We start from the raw sequence: 16954 nt of genomic DNA on the forward strand, positions 1-16954 counted from the left end.
CGCCCCACATGCACCATGCTTGTCCCGCGATGGGCTCGCAGACCGACGACAACCGACGCACGCCGCCCACCACCGGAGGAAGTCCGGTCGGACGAGGGCCGCTGCGGCTTGTGGCGCGCACGCTCCACAAGGCGTGGCGGGGCAACCTGTTCTCCGAGGCGGCGGAGGCGGCGTTCTGGCAGGTCCTGTCGTTCCCGCCGCTGCTGCTGGGCCTGCTGGGCAGCCTCGGCTGGGTGGCCGACCTGCTCGGGCCGGAGATCGTCAACGCCGTGCAGGAGCAGATCATCGCGTTCTGCCGCACGATCTTCAGCGCGGACGTGGTCAGCGACGTGATCGAACCCACCGTCGAGCAGATCCTGACCACCGGCAAGGGCGAGATCGTCTCGATCGGCTTCCTGATATCGCTGTGGGCCGGGTCGTCGGCGATGTCGTCGTTCGTCGACGCGATCACCGTCGCCCACGACCAGTACGGCGTGCGCAACGAGGTGTGGCAGCGGATCTTCGCGCTGCTGCTCTACGTGGCGAGCCTGGTCCTGCTCATCATCGGCCTGCCGGTGCTGGCGCTGGGGCCCGAACTGCTGACGACCTTCTTCCCGGACAGCTGGGAACCGACCATCGCCTCCTGGGTCGGCACGTTCTACTACCCCGGTCTCGGGGTCCTGCTGGTGCTGGCGCTGGCCACCCTCTACAAGCTCGCGCTGCCGCGCAGCCTGCCCTGGCACCGGCTGGTGCCGGGCGCGGTGCTGGCGATGGCGGTGTTCCTGCTGTCCAGCGTGGGGCTGCGGCTCTACATCCGGTGGATCACCACCACCGGCTACACCTACGGCGCGCTGGCCGCGCCGATCGCGTTCCTGCTGTTCGCGTTCTTCATCGGCCTGGCGATCACCTTCGGCGCGCACTTCAACAGCGCGATCCAGGACATGTGGCCGGCGAAGATGACCCGGCGGCAGCGGCGCAGGTGGCGGCGGCTGGAGATGGAGCGGGCGGCCGAGAAGATCCGCTCGGACGAGAGCGAGCAGAGGTGGTCGGCGGCGGACCCCGAGGTGCACACGGCACCGTCACCGGCCGACACCAACCAGACCGTGCGGCTGGAGCGGCCGACCCCCGACCCGCGGCAGTAGCCGTCGCGCGCGGGCCTCACGACCCGCGCACGACGGTCCCGCCGTCAGTCGTCGTCGCCGCCACCGGGGGGCAGGTTCTCGTAGATCTTCTTGCAGTCCGGGCAGACCGGGGAGCCCGGCTTGGGGCTCTTGGTCACCGGGAACACCTCGCCGCACAGCGCCACGACGTGCGTGCCCATGACCGCGCTCTCCGCGATCTTGGCCTTGCGCACGTAGTGGAACATCTTCGGCGCGTCGTCGCCGGTGGAGTCCGTGCTTTCCGGCCGTGTCCCGGTGTCGGGAAGCGTCTGGGTCAGAGTGCTCACACCTCCATCATGCCCCACGCGCCTCGATTTCAGGACCGCCGCCCACGTCAGCGATGATGCGGCCGTGACGACGAGGATCGCTGAGGAAGTCGCGGACGCACTGGCCGAGAACCGGCCGGTGGTCGCGCTGGAGAGCACGCTGCTGGCCCACGGGCTGCCGCCGGGCCGCAACCGCGAGGTGGCGCAGCGGCTGGAGGACGTGGTGCGCGAGGCGGGCGCCGTGCCCGCCACGATCGCGGTGCTGCGGGGCGAGCCCGTGGTGGGCCTGACCGGCCCCGAGCTGGACCGCGTGTGCGCGCCGGGCGCCGACCTGACCAAGCTGTCGCGGCGCGACCTGGGGGCGGCGTACGCGCTGGGGATCGACGGGGCGACGACCGTGGCCAGCACGGCCGCGCTCGCCCACGCCGCCGGGGTGGGCGTGTTCGCCACCGGTGGGCTCGGCGGCGTGCACCGGGCCGGGGACGCGCCGACGTCGTGGGACGTCTCGGCCGACCTCGCGGTGCTGGCGGCCACGCCGGTGCTCGTCGTGTGCTCCGGGGTGAAGTCCGTGCTGGACGTCGGCGCGACGCTGGAGCTGCTGGAGACCAGCTCGGTGCCGGTGCTGGGCTACCGCACGGACCGCTTCCCCGCGTTCTACCTGCGGGAGTCGGAGTTCGACGTGCCGTGGCGGGTCGACGACCCCGAGCGGGCGGCGGCCGTGGTCGCGGCGCACCGCGAGCGGGTGCCCGGCACCGCCGGGGTGCTGCTCGCGAACCCGGTCCCGGAGGAGTTCGAGATGGACCTCGCGCTGCACGACCGGCTGCTGGCCGAGGGCCTGGAGCTGCTGCGCACGCGGGGCGTCACCGGCAAGGACGTGACCCCGGTGCTGCTGGAGCACTTCCACACCGGCAGCGGGGGCGTGAGCCTGGACGCGAACGAGGCTCTCGTGCTGTCCAACGCCCGGCTCGCCGCCGAGGTGGCCGTGCACCTGGCCGCGCGGTGAGCCGTCCCGTCGTGGTCGTGGGCGACGCTGGTCTGGACGTCGTCGCCCGCCACGCCGGTCCGATCGTGCACGGCGGTGACTCGCGCGCCGCGGTCACCGTCGAGCCCGGCGGTGCCGGCGCCAACACGGCGGCGTGGCTCGCGGCCTGCGGGGCTCGGCCGGTGCTGGTGGCGCGGGTCGGCGCCGACCCGGCCGGTCGCCAGGTGCACGCGGAGCTGACCGCGGCCGGTGTGCGGTGCGCGTTCGCGGTGGACCCGGAGCTGGCGACGTGCTGCGTCGTGGTGCTGGTCGACGAGACGGGGCAGCGCAGCATGCTGCCCGACCGCGGCGCGAACGCCCGCTTCTCGCCGGAGGACCTCGATCCCCGGCTGCTGGAGGGCGCGGGCCACCTGCACCTGTCCGGCTACGTGCTGCTGGACGCCACGTCGCGGCCCGCGGGACTGGCCGTGCTGGCCGCCGCGCGCGCGGCGGGGCTGACCACGTCGGTGGACCCGCAGTCCGCCGGGCTGATCCACGACCCGCGGGCGTTCCTGGAGGACGTGCGGGGCGTCGACCTGCTGCTGCCCAACTCCGACGAGCTGGTCGCGCTGACCGGGTCGGCCGAGCCGGAGTCGGCGCGGGAGCTGCTGGACGTGGTGGGCGCGGTCGTGGTGACGGCGGGTGAGCGCGGCGCGAGCTGGGTCGACGCCGGAGGCGTGACGACCGTGGACGCGGAGCCCGCGCACTGCGTGGACTCCACGGGTGCGGGCGACGCGTTCGACGCCGGTCTGCTGGCCGCCTGGCTGGACGGCGCGACCGAGCGGGACGCCCTGCTGGGCGGGGTCCGCGCGGGAACGCGGGCCGTCCGCTCGGTCGGCGCTCAGCCCTCGATGACCGTGTGACCGGTGGGCTCGATCGCCCGGCGATCGGCCTCGTGCCGGTTGACCCTCTCCGCCTTGCGCGGAGGCCGGTCGTTGGCGATCAGCACCGCCATCCACGGGAGCGGGACCGACAGCACGAGCAGCGCCAGCGCCAGCCACCAGATCTGGTAGCAGAACATCGCGGCGAGCACCATCGCCACGCGCATGCTCATGATCGTCGCGTACTTCCGCTTGCGAGCCGCGTGCTGGTCCTCGAACGAGGGAGCCGCCTCGGTGATGAGCACCGGGGTGTCGTTCTGCTGGGGGTTCGACACGACACCACCTCCACTTCCCATCCAACACCCCACTGCGAGGTGCCCGCACAACGGTACGTCCGGGAATCAGGCAGGAGCGAGTCTGCCGGTGAGGAAGACCGTGGCCTGCACCACGGCTCCCGGCTGCGGCACGCCCTCGACGTCGGTCTGCGCCGCGACGACCTCCAGCGCGTCCATGCCCAGGGTGGCGAGGGTCATCCGCAGGAAGGGCAGACCGCTCAGCTCGTTGGTCCGCAGCTCCGCGGCGAGCACGGTGCCGTTGACCAGTGCGTGCGCGGTCGGCGCCTGGTCGCCGTCGGCGACGAAGAGGCCGCTGGGCACGAACGCGCCGGGGTCGAGGGTCGGGTTCGCGGCCTCGAACGCGTCGACGCCGGGGAACACGGTGATCGACTCGGCGAGGCCGGTGAACGCGACGGCCGCGTGGTCGAGGGTGCCGCCGCCCGCGCGCAGCGCGCCGCGGTCGACGAGTTCGGCGGCGACGGGGTAGTGCAGCTCACCCACCTCGTCGAGGACCTCCATCGTGGCGATGTCGGGGTCGTCGGGAACCAGTGCGATGCCGCGCACCGGGACGAGACCGCCGCCGCTGAAGAACGGCAGCACGCCGGAGACGCTGGTGCCGGTCATCTCCAGCAGCAGGGCCGCGCCGGACGGGTCGGCCCAGAGCAGGTCCTCACCACCGGGGCTGGCCTCCACGAGCTCGCCGGTGCCCAGCACGGCCTCGACGAGTCCGGCGAGCTCCTCGCCGTTGCGCACGTTCAGTCCCAGTACCGCGAAGTGGCTCGACACCCCCCGATCCGATCACACCGGGCGGCGCGGCGCGAGCCGCGGATACGATCCGCTGGTGGTGGCCCTGGACCGGCTCGTCGACGTGCTCGGGGGTGTGGGCACGCACCTGGCGTGCGCGCCGCGCGGCCGGGACGTGGAGCTGCGCGGCGTGACCCTGCACGACCCCGCCGCGCCGCTCGCCGCGGCCCCGGACGACCTCCTGCTCGGGCTCGGCACCGGCACGCCGTCCGCCGCGGCGCGTCTGGTGGCCGGGACGGTGGCCGCCGCCGTGGTGCTGCACGGCCGTCCGCCGCTGGACGAGCGGGTGGCCGCGGCGGCCAGGCGCTCGGGGGCCGCGGTGCTGCTGGTGGACCAGGAGGTGCCGTGGAGCCAGATCGCGCACGTGGCGCAGACCCTCGTGCTCGGCGGTCAGCGCGCGGGCGGCGGCGGGGGCGACCTGTTCTCGCTGGCCGACGCCATCGCCGCCGTCGTGGGCGGGCCGGTGACGATCGAGGACCAGCAGTCGCGGGTGCTGGCGTACTCGCACCGGCAGCAGGACGTCGACCAGGTGCGGGTGGAGACGATCCTGGGCCGCCGCACGCCGGAGCGGGCGCGCAGGGCGCTGGACGAGCACGGCGTGTTCGAGCACCTGGCGCGCACCGACGAGCCGATCTTCGTCCCGCAGCTGACCGAGCAGCTCGGTCCGCGCCTGGTGGCGGCGGTGCGCGCCGGTCGTGAGCTGCTCGGCTCGGTGTGGGTCGAGGTCGACGACCGGGGACCGGCGGTCCGCTGGGCCGCGCTGGTCGACGGCGCCAGGACGGCGGCGCTGCACCTGCTGCGGGCGCGGGCCAGCGCGGACCTGGAGCGGCAGGCCGAGGCGGACCTGGTAATCGGCCTGTTCGACGTCCCGGCGGGCGCACCGGCGGCGCTGGCCAGGCTCGGGCTGCCGCCGACCGGTCTGCGGGTGATCGCCGTGCGGGCGCACGCGGGCGGCAGCGAGCACGCCGCGACGCTGCTCGCGTTCCACCGGGCCACGGCGGGCTTCGGGTGGTCGCGTCCCGGCCGCAGCGCCCTGTTCGGCAACGTCCTCTACACGGTGGTGCCCTGCGGCGACGACGGGGACACCGCCCTGGAGTGGGTGCGCTCGCTGGTGCGGGTGCTGCCGGAGGAGGCGAGGGTGCTGGCCGGGATCGGCGGGACGGCCGACGCCGCGCAGCTCGGGGAGAGCCGTCGCGAGGCCGACGAGTGCCTGGCCCTGTCCACGGGCGAGCCGGTGGTCTACGACCGGTCCTGGTCGACGGTGCTGCTGCACCGGCTGGCCGCCGCCGCCGACGGCGGGCGGCTGCCGGAGCGCGGGCCGGTGACCGACCTGCTGCGCCACGACGCCGAGCACGGCACGAGGTACGCCGAGACGCTCGGCGCGTGGCTCGCCGCGGGCGGGGACTCCCGCGAGGCCGCGCGCGTGCTGTCGGTGCACCCCAACACGCTGCGCTACCGCTTGCAGCGGATGTCGGCGGTGACCGCGCTCGCCCTGGACGACGCCGAGCAGCGCCTGGCGATGCAGATCGCGCTGGCCGTGGCCGCCCGCCGGTCGTGAGCGACGCGCCCGACCGTGCTCGCGCGGTGCTCCGGTGGAACGATGACGCGGTGCTACCCGATCTCTCCACCGACATCACCGCCAGACTCCGCGAGGCGTTCCTGACCGCCGGGTACGACGCCGACGGCGTCGTCGAGGTGCTGGGCCCGCAGGCCCACTCCGCGCTCGGCCGGGGCGAACCCGAGGCCGCCCGCCGGGTCACGGCCGACGCCGGGCGCCTGGGCACGCTGGTCCGGCTGTTCCTGCTGGGCGACGCCGAGCCGGAGGCCGCCGTCCGCGCGGCGCTGGGCCCGCTGGACCTCGCCGACGCCCTGACCGCGCAGCTGCTGCGCCCGGACGGCGAGCTGCTGCGCGCCGGGCTGGACGTGCGGCCCCACGGCGACGAGGACAGCTCCTGGTGGGTGATCGCCGACCAGGACTCCGAGCAGCGCGGCGGCCCCGTGCCGGCGGACCACGTGCTGGGCGTGGGCCACGCGTCCATCAGCCTCGCGCGGGCCACCGCGCGCCGGAAGGTCGGCACGCTGCTGGACCTGGGCACCGGCTGCGGCGTGCAGGCGCTGCACGCGAGCCGGCACGCCGACCACGTCACCGCGACCGACCTGTCCGAGCGGGCGCTGGCGCTGGCCGCCGGCACGTTCCGGCTCAACGAGCTGGACGTGGAGCTGGCGCGCGGCGAGTGGTTCGCCCCCGTGCGCGGACGCCGCTTCGACCAGGTCGTGTGCAACCCGCCCTTCGTGGTCGGCCCGCCGCGGGTGGACTACGTCTACCGCGACTCCGGTCTGGGCGGTGACGACGCCAGCGCGCTGGTGGTGCGGCAGATGCCGTCGTTCCTCGCCGAGGGCGGCGTGGGTCAGCTGCTGGCCTCCTGGCTGCACGTGCGCGGCGAGGACTGGTCGGACCGCGTGTCGTCCTGGCTGCCGCGCGGCGGCGTGGACGCCTGGTTCGTGCAGCGCGACGTGGCCGACCCGGTGCTCTACGTGGGCACCTGGCTGCGCGACGCCGGGGTGGACCCGCGGTCCCCCGAGGGGCGGGAGAAGGCGGCGGCCTGGCTCGACTGGTTCGAGGAGAACCGGGTCGAGGGCGTCGGCTTCGGGTTCGTCACGCTGCGGCGCACCGACAGCGCCCACGCCGAGCTGGTGTGCGAGGACCTGCGCCACGCCTACGACGACCCGCTGGGGCCGGAGTCGGTCGCCTGGCTGGACCGGGTGGACTGGCTGCGGGCGCACGGCGGCGCGGAGGGGCTGCTGGCGACCCGGTTCGCCGTGCCGGAGACCGTGCTGCTGGAGGAGGTGTCCGCGCCGGCCGAGGACGGCTGGACGTCCGTGGTGCGCAGGCTGCACCGCACCGACGGCCCCGGCTGGCAGCACGAGCTGGACGAGCTGGCCGCGGCGCTGCTGGCGGGCTGCCGGGGCGCGCTGCCGCTGGAGGACCTGGTGTCGCTGCTGGCGTTCGCCCACGACCAGCCGGTGGACGCGCTGACCGCGGCCGCGCTGCCCGTGGTCCGCGACCTGGTCCGCCACGGGATGCTGGTGCCCGTCGCGTGAGAGCGGTCGTCGCTCGCGTGGACCGGGCGAGGGTGGTCGTGCGGGGCGAGGTGGTCGGGGAGATCACCTCGCCCGGTCTGCTGGTGCTGCTCGGCGTGCACCGGGACGACGTGGCCGAGCAGGCCCCGGTGATGGCGCGCAAGCTGCACGAGCTGCGCGTCCTGCGCGGCGAGGAGTCGTGCGCGTCGACCGGCTCGCCGCTGCTCGTCGTCAGCCAGTTCACCCTCCACGGGGACACGCGGAAGGGGCGGCGGCCGTCGTGGACGGACGCCGCCCCTTCCGATCGGGCCGAACCTCTGGTGAACGCCGTCGTCTCGGAACTGCGCACTCGCGGTGCGACCGTGGAAACGGGCCGATTCGGTGCGGCGATGTCCGTGGAGAGCGTGAACGACGGACCCTTCACGGTGATCGTCGAAGTGTGAGGAGTGCTCTCAGGAAATCCTCAGGATTGGTCGGGCAACCGGTGTGACGACAACGACGTCCTGTGATCGGGGAGGCGGGAACGAATTCTCACTCCGACACGTTTCCCCGAGTGTCCAGCCGGTAGCGAAGGATCCGCACGGACCCTGCGCCCCGTGCTCGCCGCGCAACGCAGCGCCGGCGTGTGACGCGCCCGCACGCCAGCCCGCGACCAAGGGGGAGGGAGCTCTATGACCGTCACGAGGATCTCCGACCGACAGGCCGGAGACAGCACCGCGAACACCACCGACCTCGATCTCGACACCCAGGGGCCCGCTGCCGACCTCGTTCGGGTGTACCTGAACGGCATCGGCAAGACGGCGCTGCTGACAGCCGCCGACGAGGTCGAACTGGCCAAGAGGATCGAGGCCGGAGTCTTCGCGCAGCACGTGCTGGAGACGGCCAAGCGCCTCTCCCCGACCCGCCGCGGCGAACTGCACGCACTCGTTCGCGACGGCCACCGCGCCAAGGACCACCTTCTCGAGGCGAATCTTCGTCTGGTCGTTTCGCTCGCGAAGCGATACACCGGTCGTGGAATGCCGCTGCTGGATCTGATCCAGGAAGGCAACCTCGGTCTGATCCGCGCGGTGGAGAAGTTCGACTACACCAAGGGCTTCAAGTTCTCGACCTACGCGACGTGGTGGATCCGTCAGGCCATCACCCGCGGAATGGCGGATCAGGGCCGCACCATCCGACTTCCCGTCCACCTCGTGGAACAGGTGAACAAGCTCGCGCGGATCAAGCGCGACCTCCACCAGCAGCTCGGCCGCGAGGCGACGCACGAGGAACTCGCGAAGGAGTCCGGGCTCACGCCGGAGAAGGTCTCCGACCTCCTGGACCACGCGCGCGACCCGGTCAGCCTGGACATGCCGGTCGGCGCGGAGGAGGACGCCCCGCTGGGCGACTTCATCGAGGACTCCGACGCCACCGACGCGGAGAGCGCCGTCATCTCCGGCCTGCTCCAGGACGACCTGCGCCGGGTGCTGGCCACGCTCGACCCGCGCGAGCAGTCCGTGATCCGGCTGCGCTACGGCCTGGAGGACGGGCAGCCGCGCACGCTCGACCAGATCGGCAAGCGCTTCGGGCTGTCCCGCGAGCGCGTGCGGCAGATCGAGCGCGAGGTCATGTCCAAGCTGCGCCAGGGCGAGCGGGCCGCGAAGCTGCGCGCCTACGCCAGCTGACGGACGGGTGTAGGAGCAGCGCTGCGGCGCGCGGCGCTCCTCCTTCACCCGGACGGCCGCGTTGACTCGTCGAGCGGCCGTGGTGCACGGTCTGCACCACGGCGGTGCCGCGCACTGCCCGGACCACGCGACGCCGGGAGCACCACGCTCCCGACGCCGCCTGCCGAGGAAGGTCGGGCCGGTCGGGGGCCGGCCCGGCCTTCCGCCCCTCAGCCGTCCGCCAGCGCCGCCAGTTCTCCGGTGAGCTGTTCCCGGTAGAACCGGACGGACGCGTCGTGCTCGTCGCCGGAGTACCCGCGCGGCACGCCCTCCACGATCAGGATCGAGTACAGGTAGACCCGGTACAGGTGCATCCTGGTGCGCGCCGCCGCGGTCAGCTCCAGCTCTCCCCCGGCGTCCCGGTACCCGGCCACCAACTCCTCGTCCAGCTCGCGGAACATCGTGGCGGCGATCAGGTCGGCCAGCGGGTCGCCCCAGAACGCCCGCTCGTGGTCGATCACCGCCTCGATGCGCGGCCGGTCGCCCGACAGGTCGAGGAAGACGTTGCCCTCCCACAGGTCGAAGTGCACCAGCGCCGGTTCGGTCACCTCGTCCAGCACGTCCGCGTGCCGGGCCAGGACGTCGTCCACACCGGGCTCCAGGGCCACCCCGAAGCGCCGCGCGTCCTCCAGCAGAGCGTCGACCATGCCCGTGAACGCCTCGCGCCACGTGGAGGCGCACAGGCCCGTCTCCCGCCGCGGGTAGCCGAAGAACTCGCCGCGCACGCGGTGCAGCGAGGCCAGGACGCCGCCGAGGTCGCGGCGCAGCAGCGCGCGGTGCTCGTCGGTGAGCCGCTCGCGCGCGTCCCACCACGGCGTCCCGCGCAGCGCCGTCAGCAGCAGCAGGCCGTCCTCCGCGTGCAGCACCGAGGGCACGGGCACGCCGTCCGCGTCGCGCAGCACCCGGTAGATCCGCGTCTCGGTGTCCATCAGGCCACCCTCGTAGCGCATCAGCGGCACGTCGGGAGGCGGTCCCACCTTGAGCACGGTCCGCGTCCCGTCGTCGGTGGTGAGCAGGTAGGAGGCGTTGAACATGCCCCCGGTCAACTCCTCCGCCCCCACCAGCTCGCGTCCGAGCGCACGCCGCGCCACGGCGCGGAGCTCCTCCTGGTCCAGTCGCCTCTTGCTCCTGATGTCCACCCGGCAACTCCTCCTCCCGCGTCCGTCCCACCACGCCGTGTTGGACGCGAATCACACGCGGTCGCGCAAGATCGGGCCGCGTTGTCGGTATACGGTCCTGGGAACCCGAACGCGCGCAAGGGAGCCCGCGACGTGCCCGCCACATTTGAGTACACCGACGTCCTCCCCCTGGCGGAGGACGCCCACACCGAGTACCGCCTCGTGACCTCCGACGGCGTCCGCGTCGTCGAGGCGGCCGGTCGGCGCTTCCTGGAGGTGGAGCCCGCCACGCTGACGCTCCTCGCCAAGGAGGCCGTGCGCGACGTCCAGCACCTGCTGCGCTCGTCGCACCTCGCCCAGCTCCGCGCGATCGTCGACGATCCCGAGGCCAGCGGCAACGACCGCTTCGTCGCGATGGACCTGCTGCGCAACGCCTGCATCTCCGCCGGGGGTGTCCTGCCGATGTGCCAGGACACCGGCACGGCGATCATCACGGGCAAGCGCACCGAGACCGTCCTGACCGGCGGCTCGGACGCCGAGGCCCTGTCTCGCGGCGTGTTCGAGGCGTACCAGGAGCTGAACCTGCGCTACTCGCAGATGTCTCCGACGACCTTCTGGGACGAGAAGAACACCGGCACCAACCTGCCGGCGCAGATCGACCTGTTCCACCAGGACGCGGCCCCCGGCGCCGACCCGTCCTACGACTTCCTGTTCATGGCCAAGGGCGGCGGCAGCGCCAACAAGACGTTCCTGTTCCAGGAGACCAAGGCGCTGCTGAACCCCGCGCGCCTGGCGAAGTTCCTGGACGAGAAGCTGCGCGCTCTCGGTACGGCGGCGTGCCCGCCGTACCACCTGGCTGTCGTCGTGGGCGGTCTGTCGGCCGAGCAGAACCTCAAGGTCGCGAAGCTCGCCTCGGCGCGCTACCTCGACGGCCTGCCGACGGAGGGCTCCGCGAAGGGCCACGGGTTCCGCGACCTGGACCTGGAGCAGCAGGTGCTGGAGCTGACCCGCCAGTTCGGCATCGGCGCCCAGTTCGGCGGCAAGTACTTCTGCCACGACGTGCGGGTGATCCGCCTGCCGCGGCACGGCGCGTCCTGCCCGGTGGGCATCGCGGTCTCCTGCTCGGCGGACCGCCAGGCGAAGGCGAAGATCACCGCGGACGGCGTGTTCCTGGAGCAGCTGGAGCGGGACCCGGCGCGCTTCCTGCCGGACGTGCGGGACGAGGACCTGTCTGACGAGGTCGTGAAGATCGACCTGACGCTGCCCATGGACGAGATCCGCGCGACGCTGTCGCGGCTGCCCGTCAAGACGCGGGTGTCGCTGACCGGCCCGCTGGTCGTGGCGCGCGACATCGCGCACGCCAAGATCAAGGAGCGGCTGGACGCGGGCGAGCCGATGCCGCAGTACCTGAAGGACCACCCGGTGTACTACGCGGGTCCGGCGAAGACGCCGGACGGGTACGCCTCCGGCTCGTTCGGCCCGACCACCGCGGGGCGGATGGACTCCTACGTCGAGCAGTTCCAGGCGGCGGGGGGCTCCCTGGTGATGCTCGCCAAGGGCAACCGCTCCCAGCAGGTGACCGACGCGTGCGCGGCGCACGGCGGTTTCTACCTGGGCTCCATCGGCGGCCCGGCCGCGCGGCTCGCGCAGGACTGCATCCGCAAGGTCGACGTGCTGGAGTACGCCGAGCTGGGCATGGAAGCGGTGTGGAAGATCGAGGTGGAGGACTTCCCCGCGTTCGTCGTGGTCGACGACAAGGGGCAGGACTTCTTCTCCGAGACCTCGGCGCCGACGCTGCAGATCTCGTTCCGCAGGTGAGCGTTCCCGCCGCGGCCGCACCGCTCGGGTGCGGCCGCGGCGGAGCTCACTCCTCGCGCATCTCGACCACCAGCCGGCGGTCGCCCAGCGGCGCTGCCAGCTGCTGGGTGAACGACCGCTCCACGGCCTGCGCGGTGCACACGCCGTCAGCGGGCAGCGTGCTCCACGTGACCAGCGTGACCTGCACGACCTGAGCCGACTCGGCGGTCAGCTCGGAGGTGGCGTCGTCGCAGGCGCCGGTCGTCGCGACGACGGTCACCGACCGGTCGTCCCGCGCGGTGACGACGCGCTGCACGGCGCCGTCGGGCAGCGCACCGGTGTCGACCCGCTCCCGCGGCACGTCCTTCGCGTCCGGCGGGACCTCCACCGGCGGTGCGCCGGACGCCGGGGGCCGCGGCGCCTGCGATCCCGCCGTCGAACCGGGCTCCCGCGCCGACGGATCGGCCGGCGCGGAGGTGCCCGCCGTCGCGGACGCTCCGCTCGACGCCGACGAGGCCGACGGGGTCGTCGACGTCGGGGACGCCCCGGCCGCTCCCGGCCGCTCGTCCCCTCCGCACCCGGTCAGGGCGCACAGGCCCACGGCCAGTGCGGCCACCACAGCGACTCTGCTCATGCTCACCATCCTCCCGCACGTGCCGCGTCGGCTACTTCTGCTCCTGACGGGAGGTCAGGACGACCGCGCGCTGCGCCAGCGGCGCGTCGAGCGTCACCGACAGCGGCGGGTAGCGCAGGTCCATCGTGCACATCCTCTTGTCGTCCAGCGGCAGCGTCTCGACGAGTTCGACGCCGACCCGCTCCGCGGTCTGAGCGGTGATCTCGGCGCGCACGCTGCTGCAGCCGCCCTCCTGGCCGACGAGGCCGACGACCGTGCCGTCGCCCTCCGTCCACACGGTCCGGGGGACGCCCTCGGCGAGCGCCTGCGCGTCGACCCGCTCCGCCGGCACGGGCGTGCCGCCGTCGGGGACCGGCTGGTCCTGCGGCGGGAGGGGCTCGCTCTCGACGGGCGCGCTCGACGACGCGCTCGCCGACGTGGTGATGGTGTCACCCCCGGCGGAGCCCGCCCCGACCTGCTGGGTGCTGGCGCAGGCGGTGGCCACGAAGAACAGGACACCTGCGCCGATCACGGTTCCGATGCGTCGTCTCATGGGGAGAGGACGGAACCGGAGGTGCGGTGGGTTGCACCGCACCGCCGGACGACGTCGACCGCTACCCGTCGAGGTGCTCCCGCAGCCCGGCGACGAGCAGCCGCAGCGCGTCCAGGCGGCGTTGCGAGGCCAGGCCCGCGTGGTAGAGGTGGAACTCGGTCGCTCCCGCCTCGACGTAGTGCAGGGCCTCCTTCAGCAGTTCCTCGCCGTCGGCCGGGCGCGGGGGCAGCGCGAGCAGGTAGCCCGCGACGACGGTGTCCCGTGCGGCGAGCGCCCGCAGTGCCCTGATGGCGGGCACGCTCACCTCCGGTCCTGGCCAGCAGGACGCGACGAGCACGTCGACGTCCGCGTCCACGGCGGGCGCGACGGTGGCGAAGGGACCGGTGGCCCACGGATCGGCGGTGGCGTGCAGGGCGACGCGCGTGCCGGGGGCGAGTTCGCGGACGCGTCCGACCAGCAGTGTCCGCAGGTCGCGCACGGCACCGGTGCGGATCTGCGACACGCGCGCCGCGAGGTCGGCGCCCAGCGCCTCCTCCACGCCGGCTGCCCCGGTGTCGACGGCGGCGCGCACGCGTCCGCCCAGTTCCTCGACGTCGATCCCGGCCGCGGTGCAGCGGTCCCGGCAGGCCGCGCAGAAGCACAGCGACAGCAGCGCCTGCTGCACCGGCGTCCAGTCGGTGCCGTCGGTCTTCTCGTGGTGGCCGCCGTGGAAGAACCCGAGCGGACCGCACGCCTCCAGCACCACCCCGTCGGGCGCGCCCAGCTCCACGACCTCGGACACGAGGGTGTGCGCGTACTCGACGACGTCGGGGGCCGACGTGCACAGCGCGTACGGGTAGCGGTCGCCGAAGGCGGTCCGCACGGTCAGGTCCGGCCGCTGGTCGCCCAGTCGGCTGCTGTGGGTCAGCACGGTCCAGGCGTGCACGGGGAGCCCGGCCGCGCGCAGTGCCGCGGAGGCCGCGCCGTAGGGGTCGGCACCGTCCACCCAGGACGGTCCGGCCGGGACGAGCCCTCTGCCGCGCCACACCTCCTCGCGCACCGGCAGGTACAGCGCGGCGTGCCGCGCGTCGACCAGGCGGTGCCTCGGGTGCAGCGGGGTCGCGGCGCGGACCGTGTGGTACGAGGCGGCCAGGGCCACCGCGTCCACACCGAGCCCGGCGATCCGCTCCGCGGCCGCGGGATCGCCCACGAGGTCCCACGGATAGGCGTGGGCGATGGACTTCGTGGTCACCACCTGGGGTTCTTCCTCTCGTAGGTCGGGTCGACGCTGCGCATGTAGCCGGTGTCGTCGCGCTGCGCGACGCCGCACGTCCGGTAGTTCTCGGCGAGCCGGGCCAGCGCGTCGCGGTCCAGCTCCACCCCCAGTCCCGGCGCCGTCGGCACGGGCACCGCACCGTCCACGAAGGACAGCGCGCCGGGCTGCACGACGTCGTCGCGCCGGTTCCACGGGTGGTGGGTGTCGCAGGCGTGGTCGAGGTTCGGGGTGGCGGCGGCGAGGTGGGTCATCGCCGCGAGGCTGATCCCGAGGTGGGAGTTGGAGTGCATGGACAGCCCGATGCCGAAGGTGTCGCAGATCGTGGCGAGGTGCCGCGACCGCTCCAGCCCGCCCCAGTAGTGGTGGTCGGCCAGGAGCACCTGCACGGCGTTGCGCTCGACGGCGCGCGGGAGGTGCTCGAAGTCGATCACGCACATGTTCGTGGCGAGCGGCATCGGTGCCCTCGCCGCCACCTCGGCCATGCCGTCGACGCCCTGCGTCGGGTCCTCCAGGTACTCCAGGACGCCGTCGAGCTCCTCGGCGACCCGCAGCGACGTCTCCGGGCTCCACACGGCGTTGGGGTCAAGCCGCAGCGGGTGGTCGGGGAACGCCTCGCGCAGCGCGCGGATCGCCTCGACCTCCTGCTCCGGCGGGAACACGCCGCCCTTGAGCTTGATCGAGCGGAAGCCGTCGCGCTCGATCATCGCCTCGGCCTGCGCGACGATCTCCTCCGGCGCGAGGGCCGCGCCCCACTCGTCCGGTTCCCCGCCGGGGTGCCCGGCCCACTTGTAGAAGAGGTAGGCGCTGTAGGGGACGGCGTCGCGGACCGCGCCGCCGAGCAGGTCGGAGACGGGGCGGCCGAGCGCCCGGCCGCGGACGTCGAGGAACGCCACCTCGAACGTGGAGAAGACCCGGTCCACGGTGCCGGACGTGGTGAGCTGCCCGGTGAGGGCGTGCCGGTCGGTGCCCCGTTCGCCGCCCAGCACCTCGGCGACGCGCCGGCGCACCAGGTTCGTGTCGTGCACGTCCGCGCCGATCAGCGCGGGTGCGACGGCACGGGTGCGGGCGAGGTGGCCCCGGTCGCCGTAGGTCTCGCCGAGGCCGGAGATCCCCTCGTCGGTGTGCACCTCGACGATCGTGCGCAGCGCCCACGGCTGGTGGACGCCGACGGAGTTGAGCAGCGGCGGATCGCGGAACGCCACGGGCGTGATCGTGATGCCGGTGATCTTCATGCGAGCAGGGCCCGCCCGGCCGCGGTGATGCGCTCCAGCTCGTCGAGGTGCTCCTCGGTCGGGTCGACCAGTGGCGGCCGGACACCGCCGACGTCGAGCCCGCCGCGCCGCACGGCGCCCTTGACCAGGGCCACGGCGTAGCCGGGAACGCGGTCGCGCAGCTCCACCAGCGGTCGGTAGAAGCTGGTGAGCAGGCTCTGGACGAGGTCGGAGTCCCCGCGCTGCACGGCGTCGTAGAAGCCGAGGGAGATGTCGGGGGCGAAGCAGAAGACGGCGGAGGAGTACAGGTCGACGCCGATGCCCCGGTAGGCGGGCACGGTCAGCTCGGCGGTCGGCAGGCCGTTGAAGAACTGGATCGGCCGCTGCACGCGCGAGCGGACGGCGAGCACGATGCGCTGGAGGAGGTCGACGTCGCCGAGCCCGTCCTTGAAACCGACCACGGTCGGCAGCGAGGCCACCTCGACGGCGGTCTCCGGCGTGAACACCGCGTTGTTGCGCTGGTAGACGATCAGCGGCAGCTCCGTGGCCCCGGCGACCTCGGTGACGTAGCGGACGAGGCCGCGGGGAGGTCCGGCCACGAGGTAGGGCGGGAGCAGCAGCAGGCCGTCGGCACCGGCGTCCGCGGCGGCGCGGGCGCAGCGCTTCGCGGTCGGCACGGGACCGCCCGCACCGGCGAAGACGGGCACGCGCCCCGCGGTGGCCTCCACCGCCGCGGTCACGGCCCGGCTGAACTCGTCGACGTCGAGGGCGTGGAACTCACCGGTGCCGCAGGCGACGAACACGCCGCCCGCTCCGGCCGAGACGCCGTGCTTGACGTGCTCGGCGAGCACGTCCTCCGCCACGGTGCCCGTGGGGGTGAAGGGAGTCACCGGGAAGAACAGGACACCATCGAGTCGCATACCTGACCTCGTCGTCGACCAGCGATCCACCCCGCACCGCACCGGGTGGATCGCACCGGAGTGATCCGTACCGAGCGTCACCGCCGCGGAGCTGGCCGCCGCGGATGACCTCCCGCGCTGTCCCCGTGCGGAGCGGGAGGTTCCCGTGGGGCGGCACCTGGTGGCGCCGCCCCACGGGGTGTGGAAGTCGACGGCACCGCCGCCACTGGCCGTCGACCCCACGTCTTCGCGCGGCCCCCGAACACCGCGGGGCCACGGCCGTTCCAGCGATCTCACTCCGCGTGAATTCACACTTGTGAAATCGGGTCGTACTTGTGAAC

The 16954-nt window shown here is 73.6% G+C and carries 17 protein-coding genes; 8 read left to right on the top strand and 9 right to left on the bottom strand.

Going from position 1 to position 16954, the window contains the following annotated elements; genetic code table 11:
- Positions 1 to 29: 29 nt before the first annotated feature.
- Positions 30 to 1121: a YihY/virulence factor BrkB family protein gene (locus tag IMZ35_RS22900; RefSeq protein WP_199443233.1), complete on the top strand. Its 1092-nt coding sequence runs from the start codon at positions 30 to 32 to the stop codon at positions 1119 to 1121.
- A gap of 44 nt (positions 1122 to 1165) precedes the next feature.
- On the opposite strand, the gene IMZ35_RS22905 is transcribed toward IMZ35_RS22900, so the two are convergent.
- The gene (locus tag IMZ35_RS22905; RefSeq protein ID WP_307868630.1) at positions 1166 to 1426 is read right to left on the bottom strand and encodes a DUF3039 domain-containing protein; all 261 of its coding nucleotides are present in this window, start codon (positions 1424 to 1426) and stop codon (positions 1166 to 1168) included.
- Between the two features lie 64 nt (positions 1427 to 1490).
- On the opposite strand from IMZ35_RS22905, the gene IMZ35_RS22910 reads away from it, so the two are divergent.
- Both IMZ35_RS22910 and IMZ35_RS22915 read left to right on the top strand, forming a co-directional pair.
- Positions 1491 to 2408, top strand: a complete 918-nt coding sequence (locus IMZ35_RS22910) for a pseudouridine-5'-phosphate glycosidase (protein WP_199443234.1) — start codon at positions 1491 to 1493, stop codon at positions 2406 to 2408.
- A gap of 11 nt (positions 2409 to 2419) precedes the next feature.
- Positions 2420 to 3289, top strand: a complete 870-nt coding sequence (locus tag IMZ35_RS22915) for a carbohydrate kinase family protein (RefSeq protein ID WP_199443411.1) — start codon at positions 2420 to 2422, stop codon at positions 3287 to 3289.
- Here the strand turns inward: IMZ35_RS22915 and IMZ35_RS22920 are convergent.
- Complete coding sequence (locus IMZ35_RS22920; protein WP_199443235.1) at positions 3268 to 3603, bottom strand: DUF3099 domain-containing protein; 336 nt, start codon at positions 3601 to 3603, stop codon at positions 3268 to 3270. The genes IMZ35_RS22915 and IMZ35_RS22920 overlap by 22 nt on opposite strands.
- 45 nt (positions 3604 to 3648) lie before the next feature.
- Positions 3649 to 4368 (bottom strand): hypothetical protein, encoded by a 720-nt coding sequence (locus IMZ35_RS22925; RefSeq protein WP_199443236.1) that lies wholly within the window; start codon positions 4366 to 4368, stop codon positions 3649 to 3651.
- Between the two features lie 55 nt (positions 4369 to 4423).
- Between IMZ35_RS22925 and IMZ35_RS22930 the strand changes: the two genes are divergently transcribed.
- The 4 genes from IMZ35_RS22930 (at position 4424) to IMZ35_RS22945 (ending at position 9128) form a co-directional block, all read left to right on the top strand.
- Positions 4424 to 5944 (top strand): PucR family transcriptional regulator, encoded by a 1521-nt coding sequence (locus IMZ35_RS22930; protein ID WP_199443237.1) that lies wholly within the window; start codon positions 4424 to 4426, stop codon positions 5942 to 5944.
- A gap of 50 nt (positions 5945 to 5994) precedes the next feature.
- The gene (locus IMZ35_RS22935) at positions 5995 to 7488 is read left to right on the top strand and encodes a DUF7782 domain-containing protein (RefSeq protein ID WP_199443238.1); all 1494 of its coding nucleotides are present in this window, start codon (positions 5995 to 5997) and stop codon (positions 7486 to 7488) included.
- Positions 7485 to 7910: a D-aminoacyl-tRNA deacylase gene (gene dtd / locus IMZ35_RS22940; protein WP_199443239.1), complete on the top strand. Its 426-nt coding sequence runs from the start codon at positions 7485 to 7487 to the stop codon at positions 7908 to 7910. Before IMZ35_RS22935 ends, dtd begins: the two co-directional genes overlap by 4 nt.
- 228 nt (positions 7911 to 8138) lie before the next feature.
- The gene (locus IMZ35_RS22945) at positions 8139 to 9128 is read left to right on the top strand and encodes a sigma-70 family RNA polymerase sigma factor (RefSeq protein ID WP_229373030.1); all 990 of its coding nucleotides are present in this window, start codon (positions 8139 to 8141) and stop codon (positions 9126 to 9128) included.
- 209 nt (positions 9129 to 9337) lie between these two features.
- Here IMZ35_RS22945 and IMZ35_RS22950 read toward each other — a convergent pair whose 3' ends face one another.
- Positions 9338 to 10306 (bottom strand): phosphotransferase family protein, encoded by a 969-nt coding sequence (locus IMZ35_RS22950; protein ID WP_199443240.1) that lies wholly within the window; start codon positions 10304 to 10306, stop codon positions 9338 to 9340.
- 132 nt (positions 10307 to 10438) lie between these two features.
- On the opposite strand from IMZ35_RS22950, the gene IMZ35_RS22955 reads away from it, so the two are divergent.
- A complete protein-coding gene (locus tag IMZ35_RS22955; protein WP_199443241.1) occupies positions 10439 to 12103 on the top strand; it encodes a fumarate hydratase in 1665 nt (554 codons plus the stop codon).
- Positions 12104 to 12149: 46 nt separating this feature from the next.
- Here the strand turns inward: IMZ35_RS22955 and IMZ35_RS22960 are convergent, their stop codons facing one another.
- The 5 genes from IMZ35_RS22960 to IMZ35_RS22980 all read right to left on the bottom strand — a co-directional run bounded on the left by IMZ35_RS22960 (position 12150) and on the right by IMZ35_RS22980 (position 16634).
- On the bottom strand, positions 12150 to 12716 hold the full coding sequence (locus IMZ35_RS22960; protein ID WP_199443242.1) for a hypothetical protein: 567 nt from the start codon (positions 12714 to 12716) through the stop codon (positions 12150 to 12152).
- Positions 12717 to 12747: 31 nt separating this feature from the next.
- A complete protein-coding gene (locus IMZ35_RS22965) occupies positions 12748 to 13248 on the bottom strand; it encodes a hypothetical protein (protein ID WP_199443243.1) in 501 nt (166 codons plus the stop codon).
- A gap of 61 nt (positions 13249 to 13309) precedes the next feature.
- Positions 13310 to 14479 (bottom strand): hypothetical protein, encoded by a 1170-nt coding sequence (locus IMZ35_RS22970; protein ID WP_229373031.1) that lies wholly within the window; start codon positions 14477 to 14479, stop codon positions 13310 to 13312.
- Complete coding sequence (locus IMZ35_RS22975; protein ID WP_199443245.1) at positions 14476 to 15735, bottom strand: glucarate dehydratase family protein; 1260 nt, start codon at positions 15733 to 15735, stop codon at positions 14476 to 14478. Before IMZ35_RS22975 ends, IMZ35_RS22970 begins: the two co-directional genes overlap by 4 nt.
- Entirely contained in the window at positions 15732 to 16634 is a 903-nt protein-coding gene (locus IMZ35_RS22980) for a 5-dehydro-4-deoxyglucarate dehydratase (protein ID WP_199443246.1), read from the bottom strand. Before IMZ35_RS22980 ends, IMZ35_RS22975 begins: the two co-directional genes overlap by 4 nt.
- Positions 16635 to 16954 lie beyond the last annotated feature (320 nt).

This window comes from Umezawaea beigongshangensis, from assembly GCF_016464305.1.
Taxonomy (GTDB): domain Bacteria; phylum Actinomycetota; class Actinomycetes; order Mycobacteriales; family Pseudonocardiaceae; genus Umezawaea_A; species Umezawaea_A beigongshangensis.